Raw genomic sequence first — 21967 nt, 5'->3', positions numbered from 1 at the left:
TGGTTAATGTAAATCAATTATCATTGGTATCAGCGCGAAAGCCCATTGAGTCATTCGCACACCCAGTATTGTCCGTAATGAATGCTTAATTACGATATAGTTATCTTAAATATAAGCCGGTTACCCCTGAAACCATTGAGTCGTAGGTTTTACTTTGTCATTAGAAAATTCAGTTAACTTTATCCCTCATAGTTGGTTTGGGCATTTGTATCAGCGTGACGTAAATGCGATCAAATTGACGCTAGAGGGTATGACTTTTATGCCTAGCCAAGGCCGATTTTTAGCAAGATTTCGGCATACCAATAAACCGCTTATTATGGGGCAATTATCATGGCAGCAATTAGATCATCCGCCACTATTTAGTGCCAGTTTACTCGGTAACTTACTGAGTTTTAAGGTAGCTGGTGCTCATTATCAAATTCCATTTTTAAGTTATTTGGCTAAATCTCATTTTAAGCAACAGGTCGAAATACTCTGGGCTTTATCTCATCAAAAATCGCTGTGCGATTTGATATTACGAGTTGAAAAAGCCATATCAAGCCGGTATTTACGCCAGTCATTACTAGAAAAAATGCGCGCTAGAATCGAGCGTGAGTATTTTCGCTGGTTTCCCTGGAGTGAAGGGGTCGAGTTACCCGCCAATATACGTACCGCATTAATTCAACTACACGGTTTTTACCACTGGAATAAAGCGGATATAGATCGCCTACGTGAAGGCTATATTCAATCGCAGTTACTCGCATTTGCAGACTTTTTTGATCATGTGGAGTCACAGCCATTAACCGATAAGCAGCGCCGAGCATGTATTATCGATGATGATAATAATCTACTGCTCGCGGGCGCTGGCACGGGGAAAACCAGTGTAATGGTAGGCCGTGCAGGCTATTTACTAAATAGTGGCCAAGCTAAAGCTAATGAAATTCTATTACTGGCTTATGGCAAAAAAGCCGCCATGGAAATGGATCTGCGAATTAAACACAAACTGGGCAGTGATGATATTAAGGCCAGTACTTTTCACAGTTTAGGCCTGAAAATTATTGCCGATGTTGAAGGTGTGAAACCTAGCTTATCAGCGTGGGTAAATGATGAACCCGCCAAAGACAAATGGGTGCACGATAGATTAGAAGTTTTGATTGAAAATGAATCTTATCGTAAACAACTTTTTGACTATTTCAGTCGTTATTATTACGTTGAAAAAAGCCCATTCGAATTTTCAATACAAGGTGAGTATTTTGAATATTTAAATGATAATGACATTCGCTCATTGAAAGGTGAGAGGGTCAAAAGTTTTGGTGAGTTGCATATCGCCAATTGGTTGTTTACCAATGGCATTGAATATCAATATGAAGCCAAGTATGAATTTGATGTCAGCACGGTTGATTTTCGCCAGTATCAAGCTGATTTTTATCTACCTGAATATGAGGTTTATATTGAATATTATGGCATTGATGAAGCCAATAATACGGCTCCTTATATCGATCAAGCAGCCTATTTAGCATCAATGGAATGGAAACGACTGTTACATCATCAGCGCCAAACCAACTGCATCGAATTATTTTATTATCAGCACAAGAAAAATCAGTTAATCAACAAGCTTGAGCAAGCTTTAACGGTATTTAAAGTTAACTACTCACCTTTACCCGATGACGCGATATTGGCAACTCTTTATGAGCTTGGGCGAGTGACTGAGCTGGCAAAATTGTTTAGTCAGCTCATTGGCTTATACAAAGCAGCTTGTATTGACGAGGCTGGGCTGGAAAAGGTATTTGCCAATGCTGCTGATGCGGCCCAAACGCGTAAAGCATTTGAATTACTCGAACCCATTTTACAGCAGTACCAACAGTACTTATCAGCTCACGGTGATATCGACTTTGAGGACATGATAGCCAAAGCGCTCGCATACCTGCAAAGTGGTCAATATGTCAGCCCATGGCGATATATCATGGTCGATGAGTTTCAAGATATTTCAGAACCCAGAGCACGTTTAGTGCGAGCCTTGCGAGATTCGCGCACGAAAAAAGGTAACAGCGATACTTCATTATTTTGTGTTGGCGACGATTGGCAGGCTATTTATCGCTTTAGTGGTGCAGATGTCCGTTTAACGACTCAATTTAAACGTTATTTTGGCCATGCCAGCGAAACGCATTTGGATCTTACTTTTAGATTTAATAACCGTATCGGCGAAGTGGCTAGCGCTTTTGTGAGTAAAAATCCGCATCAACTCAACAAAGATATCCATTCATTGGTACAAGTTGCCAAGCCTGCAGTATCAATACTTCGTCGTGGTACCAATGAGGGCGCAACTAAAGATGAGCCGAGTAACAACGCATTAGAGCAAGCCTTAAATGCTCTGTCCGTCCGTGTTACTCAAGCTGTTGATAAGCTTAAAGCTAAACCGACAGTATACTTACTGGCACGTTTCTGGTTTCAGTTGCCAGATAAAGACATGTTGCGTCAGTTAACGGCTAAATACCCGATGTTCGTGATTGAGTGTTTATCGTTTCATGCTTCCAAAGGTAAAGAGGCCGACTATGTGGTGATTATGGGAATGACCCAAGGCATACATGGATTTCCGTCGAAAAAAATAACGCCACCTTTACTTGATGCATTTTTACCTAAAGCTGAAAATTTTGAATTTGCAGAAGAACGGCGTTTATTTTATGTCGCGCTAACTCGTGCAAAGCACCGAGTTTACGTTATCGCCGATATGACCAATGTAAGCCCATTTATTGTGGAACTGATCCAGCAAGACTATGCCGTTGAACAACAAGAATTTAGTACGTCTTTAGTGCAATCCTTGTTCGAACAAATTAACTGTGTCCGATGTACCACTGGGATATTAAAACCACGAGTGGGCAAGTTCACATCATTCTTTTCTTGCTCACACTTTCCATTATGCGATCACAAAGAAGTAGGCTGTGACGAATGCGGCAGTCCGATGACACGTAAACGTTTTATCGGTTTCAAGGTATGCCTCAATGACAGTTGTAGCCATATGGCGCCGATATGTAACGTCTGTGGCGGTGATATGAGTTTACGAGAAAGTGCTCGAGGGGCTTTTTGGGGCTGTAAAAATTATCGAGGTAACCGCGTGCCTAGTTGTAGCAATACCATTGATAAAGCCAAAATCTCTCCGCAACAGGTGCAGTAGTTCTTAGAAATGGATGACTGTTTCTACTCGTATATAACACTTGCTGATAAATGATGTGTTACTACGAGTGTAACTGATAAAACAAAACGGGCTTATCATTGCTGATAAGCCCGTTTCATTACAATCACTTAGACGCTAGGTCTTAGTTCATGCCGTATTAAGTAAGTCGTTGTTTTACCTTGTTCAGATAAGCTTAATTAAGTTTAAGTAATTTATTTAATTTCATATCCTTACGTGTGACCCTAATTCAATTGCGTTTTATCTTGTTCGCTTTTATTCTGTCTTGAGCGGGTTCATTTGTGGGTTCAAGTGTGGGTTCAATATGGCGTTATCAGATTCCAAGTTAAAAGGCATGTTAAAGGGGCATAGCGACACTAAGCCACGTAAAGTTGCTGACGGTGAAGGCTTGTCTGTCTTGTGGCGAGCTAGCGGTAAGATGAGCTTTGTATTTCGTTATAGGATTGCTGGTAAAGCCAAGAACGTTTCACTTGGCGAGTACAACGGTCAAGAAACAGGGCTAACTTTGAAAAATGCACGAGTTAAGACGCAGCAGTGTAAAGGCTGGCTAAACGAAGGGCATGATCCTGCTATTCAATTAAAGATTGTCAAAGATGACCGATTAAGGCCGTTGACGGTAGCCGATGCATTGGACTATTGGTTAGTAAAATATGCAGATGAAAAACGCGTGAATGCAGCAAAGCATAAGCAGCAGTTTGAAAAATGGATTATTCCTCATATTGGCAGATTACCTATAAACGGTATTAGTAAGCATCATTGGATAGATTGTTTTGAGATTAGATCAAAAAAATATCCTGTAGCTGCGGGCTATGTTTTAAGAAACGTACAACAGGCACTTAAATTTTGCATTAAAAGAGGTTTCGAAGTTAATCGAGATATTTTTGAACTCGACCATGAAGCTATTGGTGCATCTAAACAAGCAAAGCGGTCAAGACGGTTAGTAGATGATTCAAGTTGGGATGAATTTACTCAAGTTGTTAAATGGATAGACCAAGGCAAGATACAGCCTTATTACCGTAATTTGCTGACCTTGTTGATTAGCTTTGGTTGCCGAACTCAAGAGTTAAGACTTTCTAAAGTTGGTGAATGGGATCTTGATAGAATGCTTTGGATTGTTCCACCAGAGCATAATAAAACCCGTATTAAAGATCAGGCAAAAGGCCAAAGTGGGGAGATCATGAGGCCAATACCCGCAGCATTAAAACCTTTTATTGAATCTTTGATTGATTCAACTTCAACAGAATATCTACTTGGCCAGCTAAAACAGTCACCAGCTGTTAGCGCATGGGGCGGGCAGATTTGGAAGCTGTTAGAACATAAAAATAAATGGCGCTTACATGATTTAAGGCGAACCTTTGCGACAGGGTTAAATGATTTAGGGGTTGCCCCACATGTTGTGGAATCATTACTTGGTCACTCAATACAAGGTGTGGCGGGTATTTACAACCATAGCCAATATTTACCTGAAAAGCTTAAAGCGCTTGAGTTATGGCAAGATAGATTGGCGCTATTGCGTGGTGATACTGAGAATGTAGTTATGCTAGGGAGGGCTGTTTGATGGCGTCTTGTAAATGTAAAAGGGGTGCTGGTTGCACTTGTATTACTACGGTTGACCAAAAAATAAAATATTATGGTGAGCAGGCATCCAGTAAAGAATATGACAGGCCATTAATTACATATGTTGATGAAATAAAGTTAGACTCTGATGATTTGAAAGATAGATATGACTGGGCATTAGATAAATATAATTCATATCTAATTATGGAAAAGTTATTGAAAGGGGCTAAGTCACCAGAGACTAATTTAATTGGAAATATTGCTGTAATGTACGCAGCAGAAATTCTTGGGAAGATGGGGCTTGGCGTATTAGCTAACGATCTAAACACTTTTTCTCAGCCAGCAGTAAAGAAAAAACTTTGGTCTGATAGATTGTTAAAGGTATCAAGTGCAAAAGGTTCGTTATCAAGGAAGGATGAACAATCAGAAAGAGCAATTTTAGTAAAAGAGGGTATAAGACAGGCTTTAATCGAATCAAATGATAAGAACTTAAAGTTTAAAGCTATACTTCAAATATTAGAAAAAAATAAGGTTTTACAATGTTCAGTGCGTGAAACTAAAACTGTATTTACTGATAAAAATGATAATCAGTTTAGTGAGCGAACAATTAGGAGAATTTTTGATTCACTAAAAGCAGAGTTATAAATAACTTTTTTTGCCACTTTCCCCAGTCTGTCATTTTATGCTTGTTATCTTGTTTTGAACTTAACAAAACGAGGCTAAACAATGCAATCTAATTCAAATCAGCTTATCAATATTTCCACCATGTGTAGGAACATCAACAAAGGGCGCACAACGCTTTTTTGTTGGGTTCGTGATGGTAAATTTCCTCAACCACTTAGAGTGGGGAAAATGACCCTAGGCTGGACAAATCAACAGTATTCTACTTGGCTTGCTAGCTTGGAGGCCGACCATGAATAAAGCAAATAAAAAGGGCTGCGTATCTCTTGCAGGATCAGACGCAGCCCGTTTGAAAGCCTTATCTAAAGCTATCAGGCAAAATCTTAGCCCAATAAGAGGCAAAGAGCTACCAGTTAAATTAAGGCTTGTAGGCGGTGGTTTTTGTGGGCAGCGACTTCTCTGGCTTATTTACGAGGAGCCATTGCTTAATACTCATAAAATTAATGAACGGTTGGGTGTTTCTAATGCGCACGATATTAGTAAAAAGCTATCAAAACGTCTCGCTAGAGCAGGTTATAGAATTGAAAAGTTACCGTTAGAAGGGACTAAAAAACCTTACTACTGGCAGTTAAGAGAGGTTGATCATGACTGATAATTTAATTCGCGATGTTGTTACCTTAGCTTCTGGCCAGTGGTTGAATATCCTTAATAATCTTTGTGGCGAAATCCACTATAAAAATGCACAACCATGCCCTAGTTGTGGTGGCCATGACCGTTTTACCTTTGATGATCTAGTAGGTCGCGGAACGTATGTTTGTCGAGGGTGTGGAAGTGGTGATGGCTTATCGCTGGTGGCTAAAGTGCATAGCGTAAACGCACGAGAGGCGGCTTTATTGATAGCGCCTTATGTTGGGGTGTCCGTTGGTCAATTTGTCGATACAGCAGCCATTGAACGAAGCAGGCGCAAGACTGAACAAGCTAAGGAACAAGAGGCTGCAAAGTTAGCAGCCAAACAAGCGAAAGCAGCGACAAGGGCGATTGCAATAGTTAAAAACTGTATACCAGCACTCGCAAGCAATATTTATCTGAATGCAAAGCAAGTGCAGCCCTTTAGCACTTTTGAACTAACAAAGGCCGTTCACCTATATGGTGATTACATCATGAGTAAAGGCTCTCTGGTGGTTCCCATATTCAACCCGACATTGTCAGGTTTACAGTTTGTACAACCTAACAGTGAAAAGCATATTTTGGCAGGCTCTAAAGTCAAAGGCGGTTTTTATCCGCTATCAGGCAAAGACAGTAATCAAATATACATTGGTGAAGGTTTTGCGACTTGTTCGGCCGTGGCCGAGTGCTTACCTAATGCGCTTGTATTGTGCGCGTTTAGTGCGGGTAATTTGATTAATGTTGCTTTAGCTATTCGACCTAGCAGGCCAAAGGTAGACATTATCATTATTGCCGATAATGACGAAAGCGGGACTGGTGAGCGTGAAGCAATTAAAGCTGCTATGGCGGTTAATGGTTCATACGTAATGCCACCAGCAGAGGCGGCTTAATATGGGTGATTTTGCTGACCTACCTCAACAAAAGCGGGAGGCTTTACTTTTAAAACCTATTAAGCCTAAAGATGACTCCTGCAAACTATTAGATAAGCCGTTCATCATGAGTTTTGATGATTATGCATTGAATGGGAAATCAAAAGAAATGGCCGAAAAAATGAAATCAGATACTTATATTCTCAAAGAGTTAGCCATTGCTGGGCAAATGACGGTCTTTTATGCTGCGCCTAATACGGGTAAAACATTAATCATTTTAAAAATGTTAATAGACTCAATCAGGCGTGGAGATGTAAAAGCCGAATATGTTTATTTTATAAATGCAGATGACAATGGCAAAGGGATGATCACTAAGCTAAAAATAGCCGAAGAACACGGTTTTAAAATGTTATCGCCTAACTTTGAAGGCTTTAGTGTGGCAGTGTTTGAAGGTGTGATTAATCATCTAGTTGGTGCAGATGATTGTGCGGGCAAGGTTGTGATACTTGATACTGTTAAGAAGTTTACCGATATCATGAACAAGCAAGCCTCAACCATGTTTGGCACAATGATGCGCTCTTTTTCTTCTAAGGGCGGTTCGGTGATCATGCTAGCGCATACCAATAAAAACCGTGATGGTGAAGGTAAGCGTGTATTTGCTGGCACGTCAGACTTATTAGAGGATTGTGATTGTTCATACATTATGGATGTTGCGTCTACAGATACGCCAACGGGAACAGAAAAACTTGTAACCTTTGAAAATAATAAACAGCGTGGCGATGTTGCTCAAAAGCTCAATGTTTATTATCGAAGTGTTCAAGGTATGGATTACAGGGGCTTAATGGCCACTGTTGAAATACGTGATGAATCAGAAGCTAAAAAGTTAATGCAATCGGCTGATGTAGAGCAATCGCGTAAAGATAACATTGAGATAATTACCGCAATTATTGAAACGATAGAAGAAGGTACAACCCTTAAAACTGAGATCATAAATAGTGTTGCTCATTCTATTGCTGTATCTAGGCCGAAAGTTAAAAAGGTGTTAGAAAAGCACATAGGCGGTGATTATATGGCTGGCTATCGATGGGAACACGCTCAAAGGAATGCAGGTGATCCAGCAGCAGCAAAACGGTTAAAGTTAATACCACCAGCTAGCTAGAACAATTGAACTATAAGCCTCCTTAATAGAGGGTTTTTTTTTGGACGCACTGAAAAATCAAAAAATTAGGGGGGTTAGTAATAATAGAGATATTAGACAAAATAGGAAAATTAAAAATATTAATAAAATTAATTAAGTTCAATAGCTTGCGCTTAGTTGTGAAGGCGGAAAAATGTCAGTAAGCCTTATCTTTGCTGGTGGCGATTATGTCAGATTTTCAATTTGTCTAATTTTCCTAATTTTTCAGACAGGGGGTATTCACTGGCCAGCTGCTTACTGGGGACAGAATTTCTGGACATCTTAGACACTATCGAGTGTATTCCTCGCTAGCCTTAATATGATTTAGTTTGAAGCAATGATCTTTGATGGTCACATGCGCCCGTAGTTAAAGAAAAGTATTCAGATGATGACGGTTTTTCTTACTCATAAAAAAGCTGAAGGTTTTTCTAAGGTCGTTAGGCATTAATATTTGGAAGTCATGGGGCATGAAAATAACGTTTCGGACGTCAAAAAGGTTTACACCATGAGTTTCTTAACCAATACGCACAAGCATAGTTTTCTTACATCGTAAGAGGGAGGTTTTTCACACGTTAGAGGCTAGTCTTTTTAATTACTTTCCTAGCAAGCTTTTTATTCAACCGTTCAATGCGCTTCTCATAATCATCCGTCCAGCCTTGTTTCAATGCTTGTTTGGATAATTTTATTGCACTTTTAATATCCCCTTCTTTTTCAAGAATAATTGCTAGCTGTTTATAGCCAGTATGTGAAGGTAGCATTTGTGGTTCATCATAGTAAGGATGTCTAATCCCAGTTATTTTATGTAACCGTTTTAATTCTTTTGGCTTTTTAGGGTGTCTAAATTTCTTGGCAACTTTACTGGCAAAAGATATTTGCATTAAGCAAAGTTCTTTAGCTTTTTCATAATGTGTCTGATTAGCCCTCAAAGGATAGTAATGCTTGATAAGTGATGCAAGAGCTAGATGGATGTCGATCAAATTGCCATCAAACACTCGATAACATAGGAATAATTCTTCCTCTGCTTTTGTCCTGATAATCTCCTTTGCTTCACCGTCTGCAATAATAGATAAAGTAAGTAAAAGCCCTAATTTACCTGCACCATCACTAAAATATGTCTTATCTACATTTTGGTATAGGTAAGGGGCATCACTAACAGGAAATCCCATCGGACGGTAGTCGTTAGAAACTTGGTTCCTTTGGCTTGCTGTTAATGATTCAATCCACCATTCCTTGAGTTGATACTTATCTAATATGTCCATTTGCCCACTCCCGTATAAAAAGTTAAATGCCCTTAATTCGAAAAATTAAAGGCTATAAGCTATTTAATTGAACTTTGAGTGTTGAGGTTCATGTTCATTGGCGCATGAGTTTCAGCAAAATTGATAACTACGCCATCACGAAGAAGTATGTCTAGTGTATGAGTTGTAAAGTCTGATGTTGTTTTCATAGTAAATGCTTGGGCAGAAGAGCTACCTTCTGTATAGCTATAAATCCACTTAACATCAGTTTCATTCAGCACAGTCTTTACTGATGGCTGACCAAATAAAGTAATGATATCCGTCTCAGTTGTTTTGCCTTTTGTTATTTGGGCAGTTTGATCTGCACTGAAGTTATTACCCATATTCATATTAGAAGTGTATGTGCATGCAGATAAAAGTATTGCAGCACTAAACGTTAATATCCCTGTAAGTTTCATTATTATCCCTAACTAACGTGTGTAAAAAATATACTCTATAAAGTTAGTGAAATATAAGCAAGCAAGATAAAAACTAATGTGAGTAAAACATCGAGTGTGGGTTCATTAGTGGGTTCAAAATGCAAAAACGGGCTTATCATTGCTGATAAGCCCGTTTCATTACAATCACTTAGACGCTAGGTCTTAGTTCATGCCGTATTTCTTTAATTTCTTACGTAAAGTACCACGGTTGATACCTAACATATTAGCAGCGCGCGTTTGGTTGCCACGAGTGTGTTGCATGATGATGTCTAGTAAAGGTGCTTCAACTTCGCACAATACCATTTCATATACTTCAGAAGCTTCCTGACCGTCTAACTGAGAGAAGAAGTTAGTCACGGCACGTTTTACTGCGTCACGTAATAACTGCGGCTTGATAGTGCCGTTTGCTGTTTCGATTTTGCCTACGGTAAGCTGGTGAACTTCTGTGTTAGTTGTCTGATCAAACATTCTATTCTGCTCTTTATTAAATTCTAAACTAATTCATCAAAATAACATTCTACGAGGGAATGTTGCTGGGCAGCGGTTTCAAGCCGATTGAAGTCAGCACGAAATTGGCGCTGTTCCTCATGGTTTAGGTACCACCCGACATGCTTTCTAGCAAATCGGACACCTTTGTATTCGCCATATAAGTCATAAAGTTTCTTAAGGTGTTCAAGCATCACACTGCGTTGCTCTTCTGCCTTAATTGGCGCTAACTTTTTACCTGTTTCCAGATAATGTAGGATTTCTTTAAAAATCCAAGGCCGTCCTTGTGCACCTCTTCCAATCATCAGGGCATCGGCGCCAGTGTAGTCAAGTACAAACTTGGCTTTTTCTGGTGTGTCGATGTCCCCGTTAGCGACAACAGGAATTGAGACATTCTGTTTAATTGCTTTTATGGTGTCGTACTCGGCAAAGCCTTTGTACATGCATTGTCTGGTTCGGCCGTGAACGGCGAGCGAGACAATGCCACAATCTTCAGCAATTTGGGCTATTTCAACACCATTACGATGTTCAGGCTCCCAACCCGTGCGTATCTTTAACGTTACTGGTACGTCTACTGCAGCAACCACGGCTTGTAAAATCTCTTTTACTAAGCTGGGGCTTTGCATTAACGCAGAACCAGCAAATTTTTTATTCACTTTCTTTGCTGGACAGCCCATATTGATATCAATGATGTGCGCACCTTGTTCAACGTTGAACTTAGCGGCATTGGCCATTAAATCAGGATCTGCACCTGCTATTTGTACGGAGCGTATTCCTTCTTCACCAGAATGCATCATGCGCTGGCGGCTTTTGTCGCTGTCCCAAACGTCGGGATTCGATGAAAGCATTTCTGATACGGCTAAAGCTGCGCCATAGCGTAAACAGAGATTTCGGAAGGCCTGATCGGTGACACCTGCCATTGGTGCCACAATCAGCTGATTAGACAGTTGATACGGGCCAATTTGCATTTCGGACTTCACCTTGCTCTCCAAAGGGGCGCTATAGTAGCCCTTTTTTACGGCCGTGAAAAGGTCAATAAATGACCTAAATGCAACTTTTTTGCTTGACTTTTATTAGCCGTCACATCTTTGACTAATAATTGGCGTTTTTCGGCCATTTTTGAGCACTGGTGCGTGTTGCAGAGAGACGTTTTCATATATACCAGTGTCAATTATTGATGTTAACAACCTGTAAACGAGAATTTACGCACGCAATCCGCTCATAATATAGCCCATAATTGAGTGCGTTTTAGGCTTGTGGGCAGGCTACTTACGTATTCCTGTTAAGCGACTCCAGTCTTCTTTGTTACATACTGGATCCATGATGAACCATTGGCTGTAGAAGTCGGATACTTCTTGTGCTTGTTCTTGCAATAAACCCGATAGCGCCAGTTTGCCACCAATTTTGACTTTTTCAGCTATCAGCGGTGCTAGCTCTTTTAACGGACCGGCAAGAATATTGGCGACTAATACGTCTGCTTGTAAGTTGGCTGGTTGATCTTCTGGTAAATATAGGGCCAATTTATCCACTACGTCGTTACGTTCAGCATTGGCTTTTGAAGCGTCAATAGCCTGATAGTCAATATCAACACCTGTTACTTTCTTGGCGCCGAGTTTGATTGCGGCAATAGCCAAAATACCCGATCCACAACCAAAATCGATGACTTCTTGGTTTGATAAATCTAGGCTGTCTAACCATTCTAAACATAAGGCGGTGGTAGGGTGAGTACCTGTACCAAAGGCTAAACCTGGATCGAGAATGACGTTAACCGCAGTCGGATCAGGAATTTCACGCCAGCTAGGGCAAATCCATAAACGTGTACCAAATTGGATTGGGTGAAAGCTGTCCATCCATTCGCGGATCCAGTCTTTATCTTCGACTTGTTCAATTTTATGATTAAAGCCTTTGCCTAAAAATGGCATCGATTCTAAAAATTCGATTGTAGGTGCTAAGTCAGTACCTGCATCAAACAATGCAATCATTACGGTATCTTGCCACAGCGGTGTTTCACCTAACTTAGGTTCGAAAATAGGCTCGTCTTGGCCATCTTCGTAGGTGATGGAAAGTGAACCGTGATCCATTAATAAGTCGCCAAGCAAGTCGGCGTTATCGCGATGAGTGTGAATGCGTAATTGGATCCAAGCCATGGGATTTTCCTAACTGTGGTAAAAGTAATATCAAATTGGCGCTTATTATACCCAAGTTATTTTAAGATGCTCGTTTAGGTGAGAGTTTATTGGTTGTTTGCTAGATGAAGATGGACCATTTTCGGTCACGTTTATATTAAAAATCGCACAGGATATTGCTGATGATTAGAAAACAGGTAAGTTAGTCCCGAAACTTACTGAATGTGTTGGTGAGTCAGTTGCGTTAAATTTGATCTGTCCTGGTCGCGAAAATATCACTCAGGTCATGTTGCTATTACGCGATAAGTTACGTCAATATTGCCGGTAATTATTAGCGTTACGACACCTTTCTAGATACACGTTAGATTGTTTATCTACCGAATACTCGTTTCGATATTTAGTTAACTATCAGTATTGTTTAAGTTTTTATTTGCTAGTTTGTGTGACATGCTTCTAACTCCCGCTTAATAATAGGTGAACATTATCACGGTTTGATCATTGTTCATTGCCGCTATTCAAAAACTCTTGATATGGTCAATACTTGTTATTGTGCTTAACAGGATATGATGCTTTATGGCTGCGAATTCTTTGCAAACGAAAGTCGACAGTGCGGTAAATACCGACAAAGGTTTTGCTCACCCTCTTTGGGCTGCTCGAGCGGATAAACTACAAAGTTTGTCCGGTGTAATACTGGGACTTTTTCTAGTGATGCATTTGCATTTTGAGTCGAGTATTTTGTTTGGCAAAGAAGCCTTCTACCAAGTGGCACAGTTTCTTGAGGGTGGCATATTCAGTGAAACTGGTCATGGTTACCCGCTGGTAACTCAAATTTTTTCATGCTTTATGTTATTGGTAGTACTGATCCATGCGGTATTTGCATTACGGCGTTTTCCGACTCAATTAGGCCAATGGCGCGCCTTACGCAATCAAATGCGTTTTTTACCTCATGAAGATACCAAAATCTGGTTTTGGCAAATGATCACTGGTTTTTTATTGTTCTTCCTCGTACCAACGCACTTATTCACCATGATAACCAATCCTGAAATAGGCCCACATCTTTCGGCCGAGCGTGTGTACCACCTTAATGCTTGGGTTTTATATATCCTGCTATTACCTGTTGTAGCAGTGCATGGCGTATTTGGTTTATATCGAGTAGTGGTGAAATGGGGCTTGGTTGAGCAACGCTTTGCCATGCTCAAATTTGCTAAGGTGCTGTTAGCGTATTTAATGGTGCTAGGAGTAGCGAGTTTGCTGACTTATATTTTTATTGGCCGCTCTTTGGCGTTACCTGTGGTGCCATATGTGTCGATGTTATAAGGAATTAAAATGAAAATTATTTATACCGACACCTTGGTAGTAGGCGCTGGACTGGCAGGATTAAGAGTCGCGATAGCCTCAAAAGAACGTGGCCTCGATACCTTGGTGTTATCGCTGGTTCCCGCTAAGCGATCGCACTCTGTCGCTGCCCAAGGTGGCATGCAAGCCAGTTTAGCCAATACCATAAAAGGTGAAGGTGATGATGAAGACATCCATTTTCAAGATACGGTAAAAGGTTCCGATTGGGGCTGCGATCAAGATGTTGCTCGAATGTTTGCTCACTGTGCACCCAAAGCGGTAAGAGAGTTAGCTCAGTGGGGCGTTCCTTGGACTCGAGTAACTAAAGGCGATAGACAAGTTATTGTTAATGCGGAAAAAGTGACTATCACTGAAGCAGAAGCTGCTCATGGACTCATTAACGCGCGTGATTTTGGGGGTACCAAAAAGTGGCGTACTTGCTATACCGCAGACGGTGCAGGTCATTCTTTATTGTATGCCGTCGATAATAAGGCTATTTCGCTAGGTATTCCTGTGCATGAGCGGATGGAAGCATTAACGCTTATTCATGATGGAGTGCGTTGCCATGGTGTAATCGCTCGTTGCTTAATTACGGGGGAATTACGCGCTTACATCGCTAAATCTACCACTATTGCCACAGGTGGCTATGGGCGGATTTATGCGGTGTCGACCAATGCCATTATTTGTGAGGGGATTGGTCAAGCATTGGCGCTAGACACTGGCGTCGCGACGCTGGGCAATATGGAAGCGGTACAGTTTCATCCTACGGCTATTGTTCCAGTGGGTATTTTAACGACGGAAGGTTGCCGTGGTGATGGTGGTGTGCTGCGTGATAAAGACGGTTACCGCTTTATGCCCGACTATGAACCAGAGAAAAAAGAACTGGCTTCGCGAGATGTTGTGTCTCGTAGAATGACTGAGCATATGCGCAAAGGAAAAGGCGTAAATAGCCCTTATGGGCCGCATTTATGGCTGGATATTACCTTATTAGGTCAAAAGCACATTGATACCAATTTGCGTGAAGTTAAAGAGATTTGTGAGAAATTTTTAGGTATTGATCCGGTTAAAGATTGGATCCCTGTTCGGCCTACACAACATTATTCTATGGGCGGTATTCGTACTAAAGCCAATGGCGAAAGTCCACAATTATCAGGGCTGTTTAGTGTTGGAGAAGCTGCTTGTTGGGATATGCATGGCTTTAATCGACTCGGTGGCAACTCCCTAGCAGAAACTGTGGTTGGCGGAATGATTATCGGTAAGTATGTTGCTGACTTTGGTGAGCAAAATAGTTTGGTCGTTGATACCGATTTAATCGCCCAGTTTGGTAAGCAGTTACAAACAGAAGTTGATCAGCTTATTGAAGGCGAAGGAACAGAAGATCCATTTAAACTTAAAGCTGCAATGCAAAAAATCATGATGGATTACGTCGGTATTTTCCGCAATGGGCCTGAACTTGAACTGGCTGTTAACCAATTAACTGAACTGCTTGGACGTTCGAAAAACCTCGGGTTAAAGTGTAAAAAATGTCATGCAAATCCTGAGCTTGTTGAAGCGTTACGCGTCAAACGAATGTTGAAAGTGGCAGTGACCGTTGCATGCGGGGCGCTTGCTCGTACCGAAAGTCGAGGCGCGCATTCTCGTGAAGATTTTCCACAGCGTAATGACCAAGACTGGTTGAATCGTACATTAACCCGTTGGCCAGATGCGAATAGTTTACGACCAGAAATGAGTTATGAAGCCCTTGATGTGATGCGAATGGAATTACCGCCTGGTTATCGAGGTTATGGTGTTGATAATGCGATTGCTCATCCTGATACCCAAAAACGTCAGCAACAGGTTGAAGCTATTTTAGCTGAACTCGGTGACGATGCAGATAGGTATGCCAAGCAAGCGGCATTAATGCCTTATGAGTTACCTGAAGAATATCAACCACGTAATCAGCGATTCACTGATATTTTAGCCAAAATCAACGCTGAGTCTGGAGAAAAGTAATATGAGCCAAGCACGCACGTTAACTTTTTCAATTTTTCGATATGACCCGCAAGAGCCTGGCGACAAACCTAAAATGGTGAGTTACAGCTTAACAGAGGCACCCGGAATGACGGTGTTTATCGCGTTGAATCAGCTACGTGAAACACAAGATCCATCACTACAATTTGATTTTGTTTGTCGTGCGGGGATTTGCGGCAGTTGTGCCATGGTGATCAATGGTTTTCCGACGTTAGCTTGTCGAACCTTAACCGCTAATTATCCAGATGGACATATTAAATTGATGCCATTACCTGGCTTTGATTTAATTGGCGATCTGTCGGTGAATACCGGTAAATTTATGCGCGAATTATCTGAGCGTTTATCGTTGTGGTTGCATCCGAATAGTGCAGATAATGATATTCATCGTATCGAAACGCCGATGTCACCGGAAGAAGCAACCAAGCTTTATGAGTTAGAGCGATGCGTAGAATGTGGTGTATGTGTTTCTGCTTGTGCGACTAAACAAATGCGTGACACTTTTGTTGGCGCAGTCGGTATGATGAAAATTACCCGTTTTGAATTAGACAGCCGTGATACTCGAACCGCTGATGATTTTTACCATGTCATAGGTAATCAAGATGGCGTGTTTGGTTGCATGACGTTACTCGGCTGCCAAGATACTTGCCCGAAAGATTTACCGCATATGCAGCAAATTGCGTATTTACGTCGGAAAATGGCATCTGTATAGCGGAAAAGCTCGAGACTACGAGATGCTAGAGCGCTTCGCTGCTAGATGCTATACAAGCTAAAGCTTTAAAGGCGGAAGAGCGATGACAGGCGGTAAAGCGATAGCAGGCGATGGTAAGCGGGAGATGTACAAATACTAGATGCTAGAGTGCTACGCAGCTACAGACGATACAAGCTAAAGCTTTTATAGCAGCGAAGCGTACTATCAGGACGAAGTCCGCTCTAGATTCTAGGCATGGCTTTGGTTAGTAACCGTGATATACATATAAAAATGCCGCTAAATTAGCGGCATTTTTGCGATTATTTTGCGTTTAGGTAATTAATTACTTAGCGCGTTTCATTGCTGTGAAGAATTCTTCGTTAGTTTTGGTCATAGCCAATTTATCGATTAAGAATTCCATTGCAGAAACTTCATCCATTGGATGTAAGATTTTACGTAAAATCCACATTTTTTGAAGTTCTTCAGTTGTCGTTAGCTTTTCTTCACGACGAGTACCAGAGCGATTGAAATCAATCGCAGGGAATACGCGTTTTTCAGCAGCTTTACGAGAAAGGTGTAACTCTTGGTTACCAGTACCTTTAAATTCTTCGTAGATTACTTCGTCCATTTTCGAGCCTGTATCAACCAAGGCTGTGGCGATAATGGTTAAGCTGCCACCGTGTTCAATGTTACGTGCAGCACCAAAGAAACGCTTTGGACGATGCAGTGCGTTAGCATCAACACCACCGGTTAACACTTTACCCGATGAAGGGATGACGGTGTTATAAGCACGGGCTAAACGGGTAATCGAATCTAACAAAATGACGACGTCTTTTTTGTGTTCAACTAAACGTTTTGCTTTCTCGATAACCATTTCGGCTACTTGAACGTGACGGCTGGCTGGTTCATCAAAGGTAGAAGCAATCACTTCGCCTTTTACCATGCGCTGCATTTCGGTCACTTCTTCAGGACGTTCATCGATAAGTAATACCATTAACACCACATCTGGGTTGTTGTAAGTAATACTTTGAGCAATGTTTTGCAGTAATAATGTTTTACCGGCTTTTGGCGGCGCAACAATCAAACCACGTTGGCCTTTACCGATTGGAGAACAAAGATCAAGGATGCGAGAGGTGATGTCTTCTGTTGAACCATTACCGCGCTCCATGCGAAGGCGTTCTTCTGCATGTAATGGGGTTAAGTTTTCAAACAGGATTTTGTTGCGAGAGCTTTCTGGTTTATCAAAGTTGACTTCACTGACTTTCAACAGTGCAAAATATCTTTCGCCTTCTTTCGGCGGTCGAATTTTACCAAAAATACTGTCACCAGTACGCATGTTAAATCGACGAATTTGACTTGGAGAAACATAAATATCGTCAGGACCCGCAAGGTATGAGCCATCTGAACTTCTTAAAAATCCAAATCCGTCTTGGAGGATTTCTAATACACCGCCACCGAAGATGTCTTCTCCGCTTTTAGCGTGAGCTTTCAAAATTGAGAAGATGATATCTTGTTTACGGGTACGAGCCATATTTTCCAGATTCATGCTTTCAGCAAGCGAAACTAGATCTGAAATTGGCGTGTCTTTTAATTCTGTTAAATTCATGTATGGGAGTCTTGTTTTGCGCGACGAAGCTTACCGCAATCAATCAGCAAGTTTGAAAAGATATTTTATGATTGATAAACGAGAAGAGGTTAATTGAAAAAATCTGATGAATAAATTAGCACTTTATATGTTGGCCGTCCAGAAATTTAGCGTAAATAAAATCTAAAAACGGCACAAATTGTTCAAAACTTGTGCCGTTTAACATTTCTAGGCTATTTCTAGTTAGATTTTAGCGTCAATGAATTCTTTTAGTTGCGTCTTTGATAGTGCACCAACTTTAGTTGCCACTAGCTCGCCACCTTTGAACATTAACAATGTTGGAATACCGCGTACGCCGTATTTCGCAGGTGAAACGTTGTTTTGGTCAACGTTTAGTTTTGCGACGGTTAGTTTGCCTGCGTACTCTTCGGCAACATCGTTTAGGATTGGGGCAATCATTTTACAAGGACCACACCACTCAGCCCAGAAGTCGACTAATACTGGTGTTTCAGACTTTAATACGTCGTTTTCAAAGCTGTCATCGCTTAGGTATACAATTTTATCGCTCATGTAGTTCTCCAGATTTGGTTCCATTGCTAGTTTATTAATGGCTTACCATGTATATTGGGTCAGTTAAATAGCTTTTCAAGAGACCGTTTTAGTAATGTAGCTATTTCAAACGATCGAATCTTTTTTTGCAACCCCTACAGGTATGCTTGTGCTATGAGCCAAACACATTTATCGACCCAGAAATTCGCCGACTTCCCTTTAAAGCCCGAAATACTCGCGGCATTGAACGAGAACGGCTTTGAGTTTTGCACGCCAATACAGGCGTTATCTTTACCTATTTTACTTAATGCAAAAGATATTGCCGGACAAGCCCAAACCGGCACCGGTAAAACTATGGCATTTTTAGTGGCCACATTTAACCACTTACTCAATGTTGCTGCACCTGAGAGTCGCAAAGCAACCGAACCCCGCGCTATTATTATGGCGCCAACGCGAGAATTAGCAATTCAGATTGCTAAAGATGCCAAGCTATTAGCGGCACATACAGGCTTAAAAGTTGGTATTGTTTACGGTGGCGAAAGCTATGAAACCCAACGCGCTGTATTAGACAAAGGCGTTGATATTCTGATTGGTACCACCGGACGTATTATTGATTATGTACGTCAGGGTGTCATTAGTCTAAGCCACATTCAAGCCGTTGTGCTTGATGAAGCCGACCGTATGTTTGATCTTGGTTTTATTAAAGACATTCGCTTTTTGTTCCGCAGAATGCCTGATGCTAAGTCACGTTTGAATATGTTGTTTTCTGCCACGCTTTCAATGAAAGTGCAGGAATTAGCATACGATCATATGAATGATCCTGAAAAAGTTGAAATCGAACCATTAGAAAAAACTTCTAAAAATATCAAAGAAGAAATTTTCTATCCGTCGATGGAAGACAAGATGCGTTTATTACTGAGTCTAATCGAAGAAGATTGGCCAGATAAAGCGATTGTGTTTTCGAACACAAAACACAGCTGTGAAAAGTTGTGGTCTTATTTAGAAGGTGATGGTCATCGTGTGGGTTTGTTAACCGGCGATGTTCCGCAAAAGAAGCGTATTCGCATTCTTGAGCAATTTACCTCAGGTGATATCGATGTTTTAGTGGCAACAGATGTAGCCGCTCGTGGGTTACATATTTCTGATGTGTCACACGTATATAACTATGACCTACCTGATGATTGTGAAGATTATGTGCATCGTATTGGCCGAACAGGTCGTGCGGGACAGAAAGGTATTTCAGTCAGTTTTGCTTGTGAAGAATATGCACTGAATTTACCTGAAATTGAAACTTATATTAATCATTCAATTCCAGTGTCTAATTACGATAAAGATGCGTTACTAGATGATATTCCGCCTCCGGCGCGTATTCATCGTAAGCCTCCTACATCTCGGACTCGTGATGGTGGAAGTAAAGGTGCGCATCGTAGTGGTGGAAATACTTCGCGTCCGCCACGCCATAGGACTCGTAGACCATAGTCAATGCCATTGTTAACTGTATCTCAGCCGTATGCGGCGATAACATTAGGTTCTAACAGTTTCAATATGTTAGTGGCTAATTCGGTGGGTAATAAGCCGATTGTTATCGCTAAATATAAACGTAAAGTTCGTCTTGCCGAAGGTATAGGTGATGACGGTATGTTGTCTGAACCTGTTATGCTGCGTGGTTTAGAATGCTTAGCCATGTTTGCCGACATGTTAGCGCAGCACCATATCGATAGCGCTAATGTGGCTGTATTTGCTACCGCTACTTTGCGTGTTATCCGTAATGCCGATGAATTTCACCAGCGAGCGATGCCAATATTGTTGCATCCAATCGAGGTCATTTCGGGGTTGCGCGAAGCTGAACTGATTTATCAAGGTATGGTGGCCACCACTAAAGGTGAGGGACGCCGGTTAGTGATTGATATTGGCGGCGCTAGTACCGAGTTTATTATTGGTGACGGCAGTCAGGTGTTGTTTAAAACCAGTTTGCCAATGGGGTGCGTGCTATTTAATCAACGATTTTTTAGTCATGCGCCGCTTCAAAGCATCGATTTTGAACAGGCCGTAGATTACGTTAATACGATTTTGGCAGAACATCGTCCTCACTTACTCAATTTAGGGTGGCAAAGTGTTGTAGGGGCTTCTGGTGCGGTTCAATCAGTGGTATCGGTGTTACAGCATCGACAACGCTCGGAAGTGATTACCCTTAAGATTTTGTATGCTTTTCGTGATGAAATATTATCGCAAGCAGATGCAAGGCTTAGTGGTATTAACGGCTTAAATGCCGAACAAGCTCCCACATTTGCTGCGGGAGTTGCGATTTTAATCGCGTTGTTTGAAAGTCTATCAATGAGTCGTTTACATCTTGCTGGTGGCGCACTTCGCGAAGGCGTATTACAACTGTTAGCCGATCGCATAGCCGCTAAAGTCTCGTTGTAGTTACTGACATAAGCGTAATAAAAAATAGGTCGCCATTGGCGACCTATTTTTTTGATTATTAAGTTATTACTTTTAGTTGTTTAAACAAACATTTTCAATAACTTCTTACATAACTATTTTAAAATCTCAACTAAATCGGCTTCCAGTGTGGCTTGAGGGCGTTCAACGATACGACCTAGCTCATTGCCTTGCTGTTTAACAATAAACGTTGGAATGCGGCTGAACGCATATTTTGCCGCTAAACCTTCAGGGTCCTGCTTGCTTCGGTCGACACCAATGTATTCAACTTCAATGTTGGGATTGGCTGCCGCTTCAATAATTCGCATAAAGTGCGGTGTTTCGCGATGGCAGTCAGGGCACCAAGTGCCAATAATCACGACTATTTGCGTCGGTTCATTAATGGCTTTGAGTACATCGATTGCTTGCGCATCAACTTGGTAATTGGTAAACCCTTCAGTATAGCCTGGTAATTCAGTCGTTAGAGTTTGTGGTTGGATTACGCCAGTTAAAATCACTTCTTGTTTCTCCTCGCTGCATGTTGCCATAAAGCCTTGTTGATCTTTTTCAAATGCGCAACCTGAATTCGCAGATGCGGCCATAGGCAGCATTTGGGCACTGAAAAAGAGTGCCGTGGTGGCCAATAATGTTCTAACGTTATTGTGCATGATAATGTCTCGCTTAAGAAGAAAATACTGTTCTTGAGTGTATTCAAGCATGCTTAAACAGGGCTGTTAAGAGACTATGAGCTATGATGTAGAGCTGATCACGATAATGAGGTGTATGTGACTTGCCCCACGAGGAAATCGAATTAAAACCGACGCAAAGTAGGCGGTGTTAAATTAAAAAAGCCAACCCGAGATGGATCAATGCCGATCGTTTAAGGGCACTTGACCGATCTTGCAGATGAAAGATAATCCCTACCAGTATTCTGGTGGGGATTTTTTATGTTTGAGCAAGAGCTTGAATTAGTTCATGAGTCTGTTGAAGA

At 41.3% G+C, this 21967-nt stretch carries 20 protein-coding genes; 12 read left to right on the top strand and 8 right to left on the bottom strand.

All coding sequences use genetic code 11. From position 1 onward, the window contains the following. Positions 1 to 154 precede the first annotated feature (154 nt). The 7 genes from H5125_RS16880 to H5125_RS16850 all read left to right on the top strand — a co-directional run bounded on the left by H5125_RS16880 (position 155) and on the right by H5125_RS16850 (position 8041). A complete protein-coding gene (locus tag H5125_RS16880) occupies positions 155 to 3151 on the top strand; it encodes a UvrD-helicase domain-containing protein (protein WP_182744818.1) in 2997 nt (998 codons plus the stop codon). A gap of 322 nt (positions 3152 to 3473) precedes the next feature. Beyond that, positions 3474 to 4727, top strand: coding sequence for a site-specific integrase (locus H5125_RS16875; RefSeq protein ID WP_182744817.1), 1254 nt, complete (start codon positions 3474 to 3476; stop codon positions 4725 to 4727). Further along, complete coding sequence (locus H5125_RS16870) at positions 4727 to 5371, top strand: hypothetical protein (protein WP_182744816.1); 645 nt, start codon at positions 4727 to 4729, stop codon at positions 5369 to 5371. Before H5125_RS16875 ends, H5125_RS16870 begins: the two co-directional genes overlap by 1 nt. 81 nt (positions 5372 to 5452) lie before the next feature. After that, positions 5453 to 5647, top strand: a complete 195-nt coding sequence (locus H5125_RS22470) for an AlpA family phage regulatory protein (protein WP_182744815.1) — start codon at positions 5453 to 5455, stop codon at positions 5645 to 5647. Then, positions 5640 to 5999, top strand: a complete 360-nt coding sequence (locus H5125_RS16860) for a hypothetical protein (RefSeq protein WP_182744814.1) — start codon at positions 5640 to 5642, stop codon at positions 5997 to 5999. The genes H5125_RS22470 and H5125_RS16860 overlap by 8 nt, the downstream gene beginning before the upstream one ends. Next, positions 5992 to 6903, top strand: coding sequence for a primase-helicase zinc-binding domain-containing protein (locus H5125_RS16855; protein WP_182744813.1), 912 nt, complete (start codon positions 5992 to 5994; stop codon positions 6901 to 6903). Before H5125_RS16860 ends, H5125_RS16855 begins: the two co-directional genes overlap by 8 nt. Before the next feature lies 1 nt (position 6904). Next, the gene (locus H5125_RS16850; protein WP_182744812.1) at positions 6905 to 8041 is read left to right on the top strand and encodes an AAA family ATPase; all 1137 of its coding nucleotides are present in this window, start codon (positions 6905 to 6907) and stop codon (positions 8039 to 8041) included. A 590-nt stretch (positions 8042 to 8631) separates the two neighbouring features. Here the strand turns inward: H5125_RS16850 and H5125_RS16845 are convergent. The 5 genes from H5125_RS16845 to prmA form a co-directional block, all read right to left on the bottom strand. Continuing rightward, on the bottom strand, positions 8632 to 9318 hold the full coding sequence (locus tag H5125_RS16845; protein WP_182744811.1) for a hypothetical protein: 687 nt from the start codon (positions 9316 to 9318) through the stop codon (positions 8632 to 8634). Positions 9319 to 9377: 59 nt separating this feature from the next. Next, complete coding sequence (locus H5125_RS16840) at positions 9378 to 9755, bottom strand: hypothetical protein (RefSeq protein ID WP_182744810.1); 378 nt, start codon at positions 9753 to 9755, stop codon at positions 9378 to 9380. Positions 9756 to 9938: 183 nt separating this feature from the next. Further along, the gene (gene fis, locus H5125_RS16835) at positions 9939 to 10244 is read right to left on the bottom strand and encodes a DNA-binding transcriptional regulator Fis (RefSeq protein ID WP_011635942.1); all 306 of its coding nucleotides are present in this window, start codon (positions 10242 to 10244) and stop codon (positions 9939 to 9941) included. Positions 10245 to 10267: 23 nt separating this feature from the next. After that, the gene (gene dusB / locus H5125_RS16830; protein WP_011635943.1) at positions 10268 to 11230 is read right to left on the bottom strand and encodes a tRNA dihydrouridine synthase DusB; all 963 of its coding nucleotides are present in this window, start codon (positions 11228 to 11230) and stop codon (positions 10268 to 10270) included. 297 nt (positions 11231 to 11527) lie between these two features. Beyond that, the gene (gene prmA / locus H5125_RS16825; protein ID WP_101086268.1) at positions 11528 to 12409 is read right to left on the bottom strand and encodes a 50S ribosomal protein L11 methyltransferase; all 882 of its coding nucleotides are present in this window, start codon (positions 12407 to 12409) and stop codon (positions 11528 to 11530) included. A 552-nt stretch (positions 12410 to 12961) separates the two neighbouring features. On the opposite strand from prmA, the gene H5125_RS16820 reads away from it, so the two are divergent. Genes H5125_RS16820 through H5125_RS16810 form a run of 3 tightly spaced genes read left to right on the top strand, consistent with a single transcriptional unit; the run spans position 12962 to position 16442 of the window. Then, positions 12962 to 13705 (top strand): fumarate reductase cytochrome b subunit, encoded by a 744-nt coding sequence (locus tag H5125_RS16820; protein ID WP_101086266.1) that lies wholly within the window; start codon positions 12962 to 12964, stop codon positions 13703 to 13705. A 9-nt stretch (positions 13706 to 13714) separates the two neighbouring features. Beyond that, positions 13715 to 15715, top strand: coding sequence for a fumarate reductase flavoprotein subunit (locus H5125_RS16815; RefSeq protein WP_182744809.1), 2001 nt, complete (start codon positions 13715 to 13717; stop codon positions 15713 to 15715). A gap of 1 nt (position 15716) precedes the next feature. Next, positions 15717 to 16442 carry a fumarate reductase iron-sulfur subunit gene (locus H5125_RS16810; protein ID WP_182744808.1) on the top strand — a complete coding sequence of 242 codons (726 nt, stop codon included), beginning with the start codon at positions 15717 to 15719 and terminating at the stop codon, positions 16440 to 16442. Between the two features lie 322 nt (positions 16443 to 16764). On the opposite strand, the gene rho is transcribed toward H5125_RS16810, so the two are convergent. Together rho and trxA are read right to left on the bottom strand one after the other, a co-directional pair. Next, entirely contained in the window at positions 16765 to 18027 is a 1263-nt protein-coding gene (gene rho, locus H5125_RS16805) for a transcription termination factor Rho (RefSeq protein ID WP_059747484.1), read from the bottom strand. A 222-nt stretch (positions 18028 to 18249) separates the two neighbouring features. Beyond that, positions 18250 to 18576: a thioredoxin TrxA gene (gene trxA / locus H5125_RS16800; RefSeq protein ID WP_011635949.1), complete on the bottom strand. Its 327-nt coding sequence runs from the start codon at positions 18574 to 18576 to the stop codon at positions 18250 to 18252. Between the two features lie 153 nt (positions 18577 to 18729). On the opposite strand from trxA, the gene rhlB reads away from it, so the two are divergent. After that, the gene (gene rhlB, locus H5125_RS16795) at positions 18730 to 20034 is read left to right on the top strand and encodes an ATP-dependent RNA helicase RhlB (protein ID WP_101086263.1); all 1305 of its coding nucleotides are present in this window, start codon (positions 18730 to 18732) and stop codon (positions 20032 to 20034) included. 3 nt (positions 20035 to 20037) lie between these two features. After that, a complete protein-coding gene (locus H5125_RS16790; protein ID WP_182744807.1) occupies positions 20038 to 20979 on the top strand; it encodes an exopolyphosphatase in 942 nt (313 codons plus the stop codon). 113 nt (positions 20980 to 21092) lie between these two features. Here the strand turns inward: H5125_RS16790 and H5125_RS16785 are convergent, their stop codons facing one another. Beyond that, positions 21093 to 21644 (bottom strand): thioredoxin family protein, encoded by a 552-nt coding sequence (locus tag H5125_RS16785; protein WP_101086261.1) that lies wholly within the window; start codon positions 21642 to 21644, stop codon positions 21093 to 21095. Positions 21645 to 21967 lie beyond the last annotated feature (323 nt).

Origin of the sequence: Shewanella sp. SR44-4, from assembly GCF_014163715.1 — a bacterium.
Lineage (GTDB): Bacteria > Pseudomonadota > Gammaproteobacteria > Enterobacterales > Shewanellaceae > Shewanella.
The sequence above is the reverse complement of the archived record's forward strand: the minus strand, read 5'-3'. Positions and strand labels throughout refer to the sequence as shown.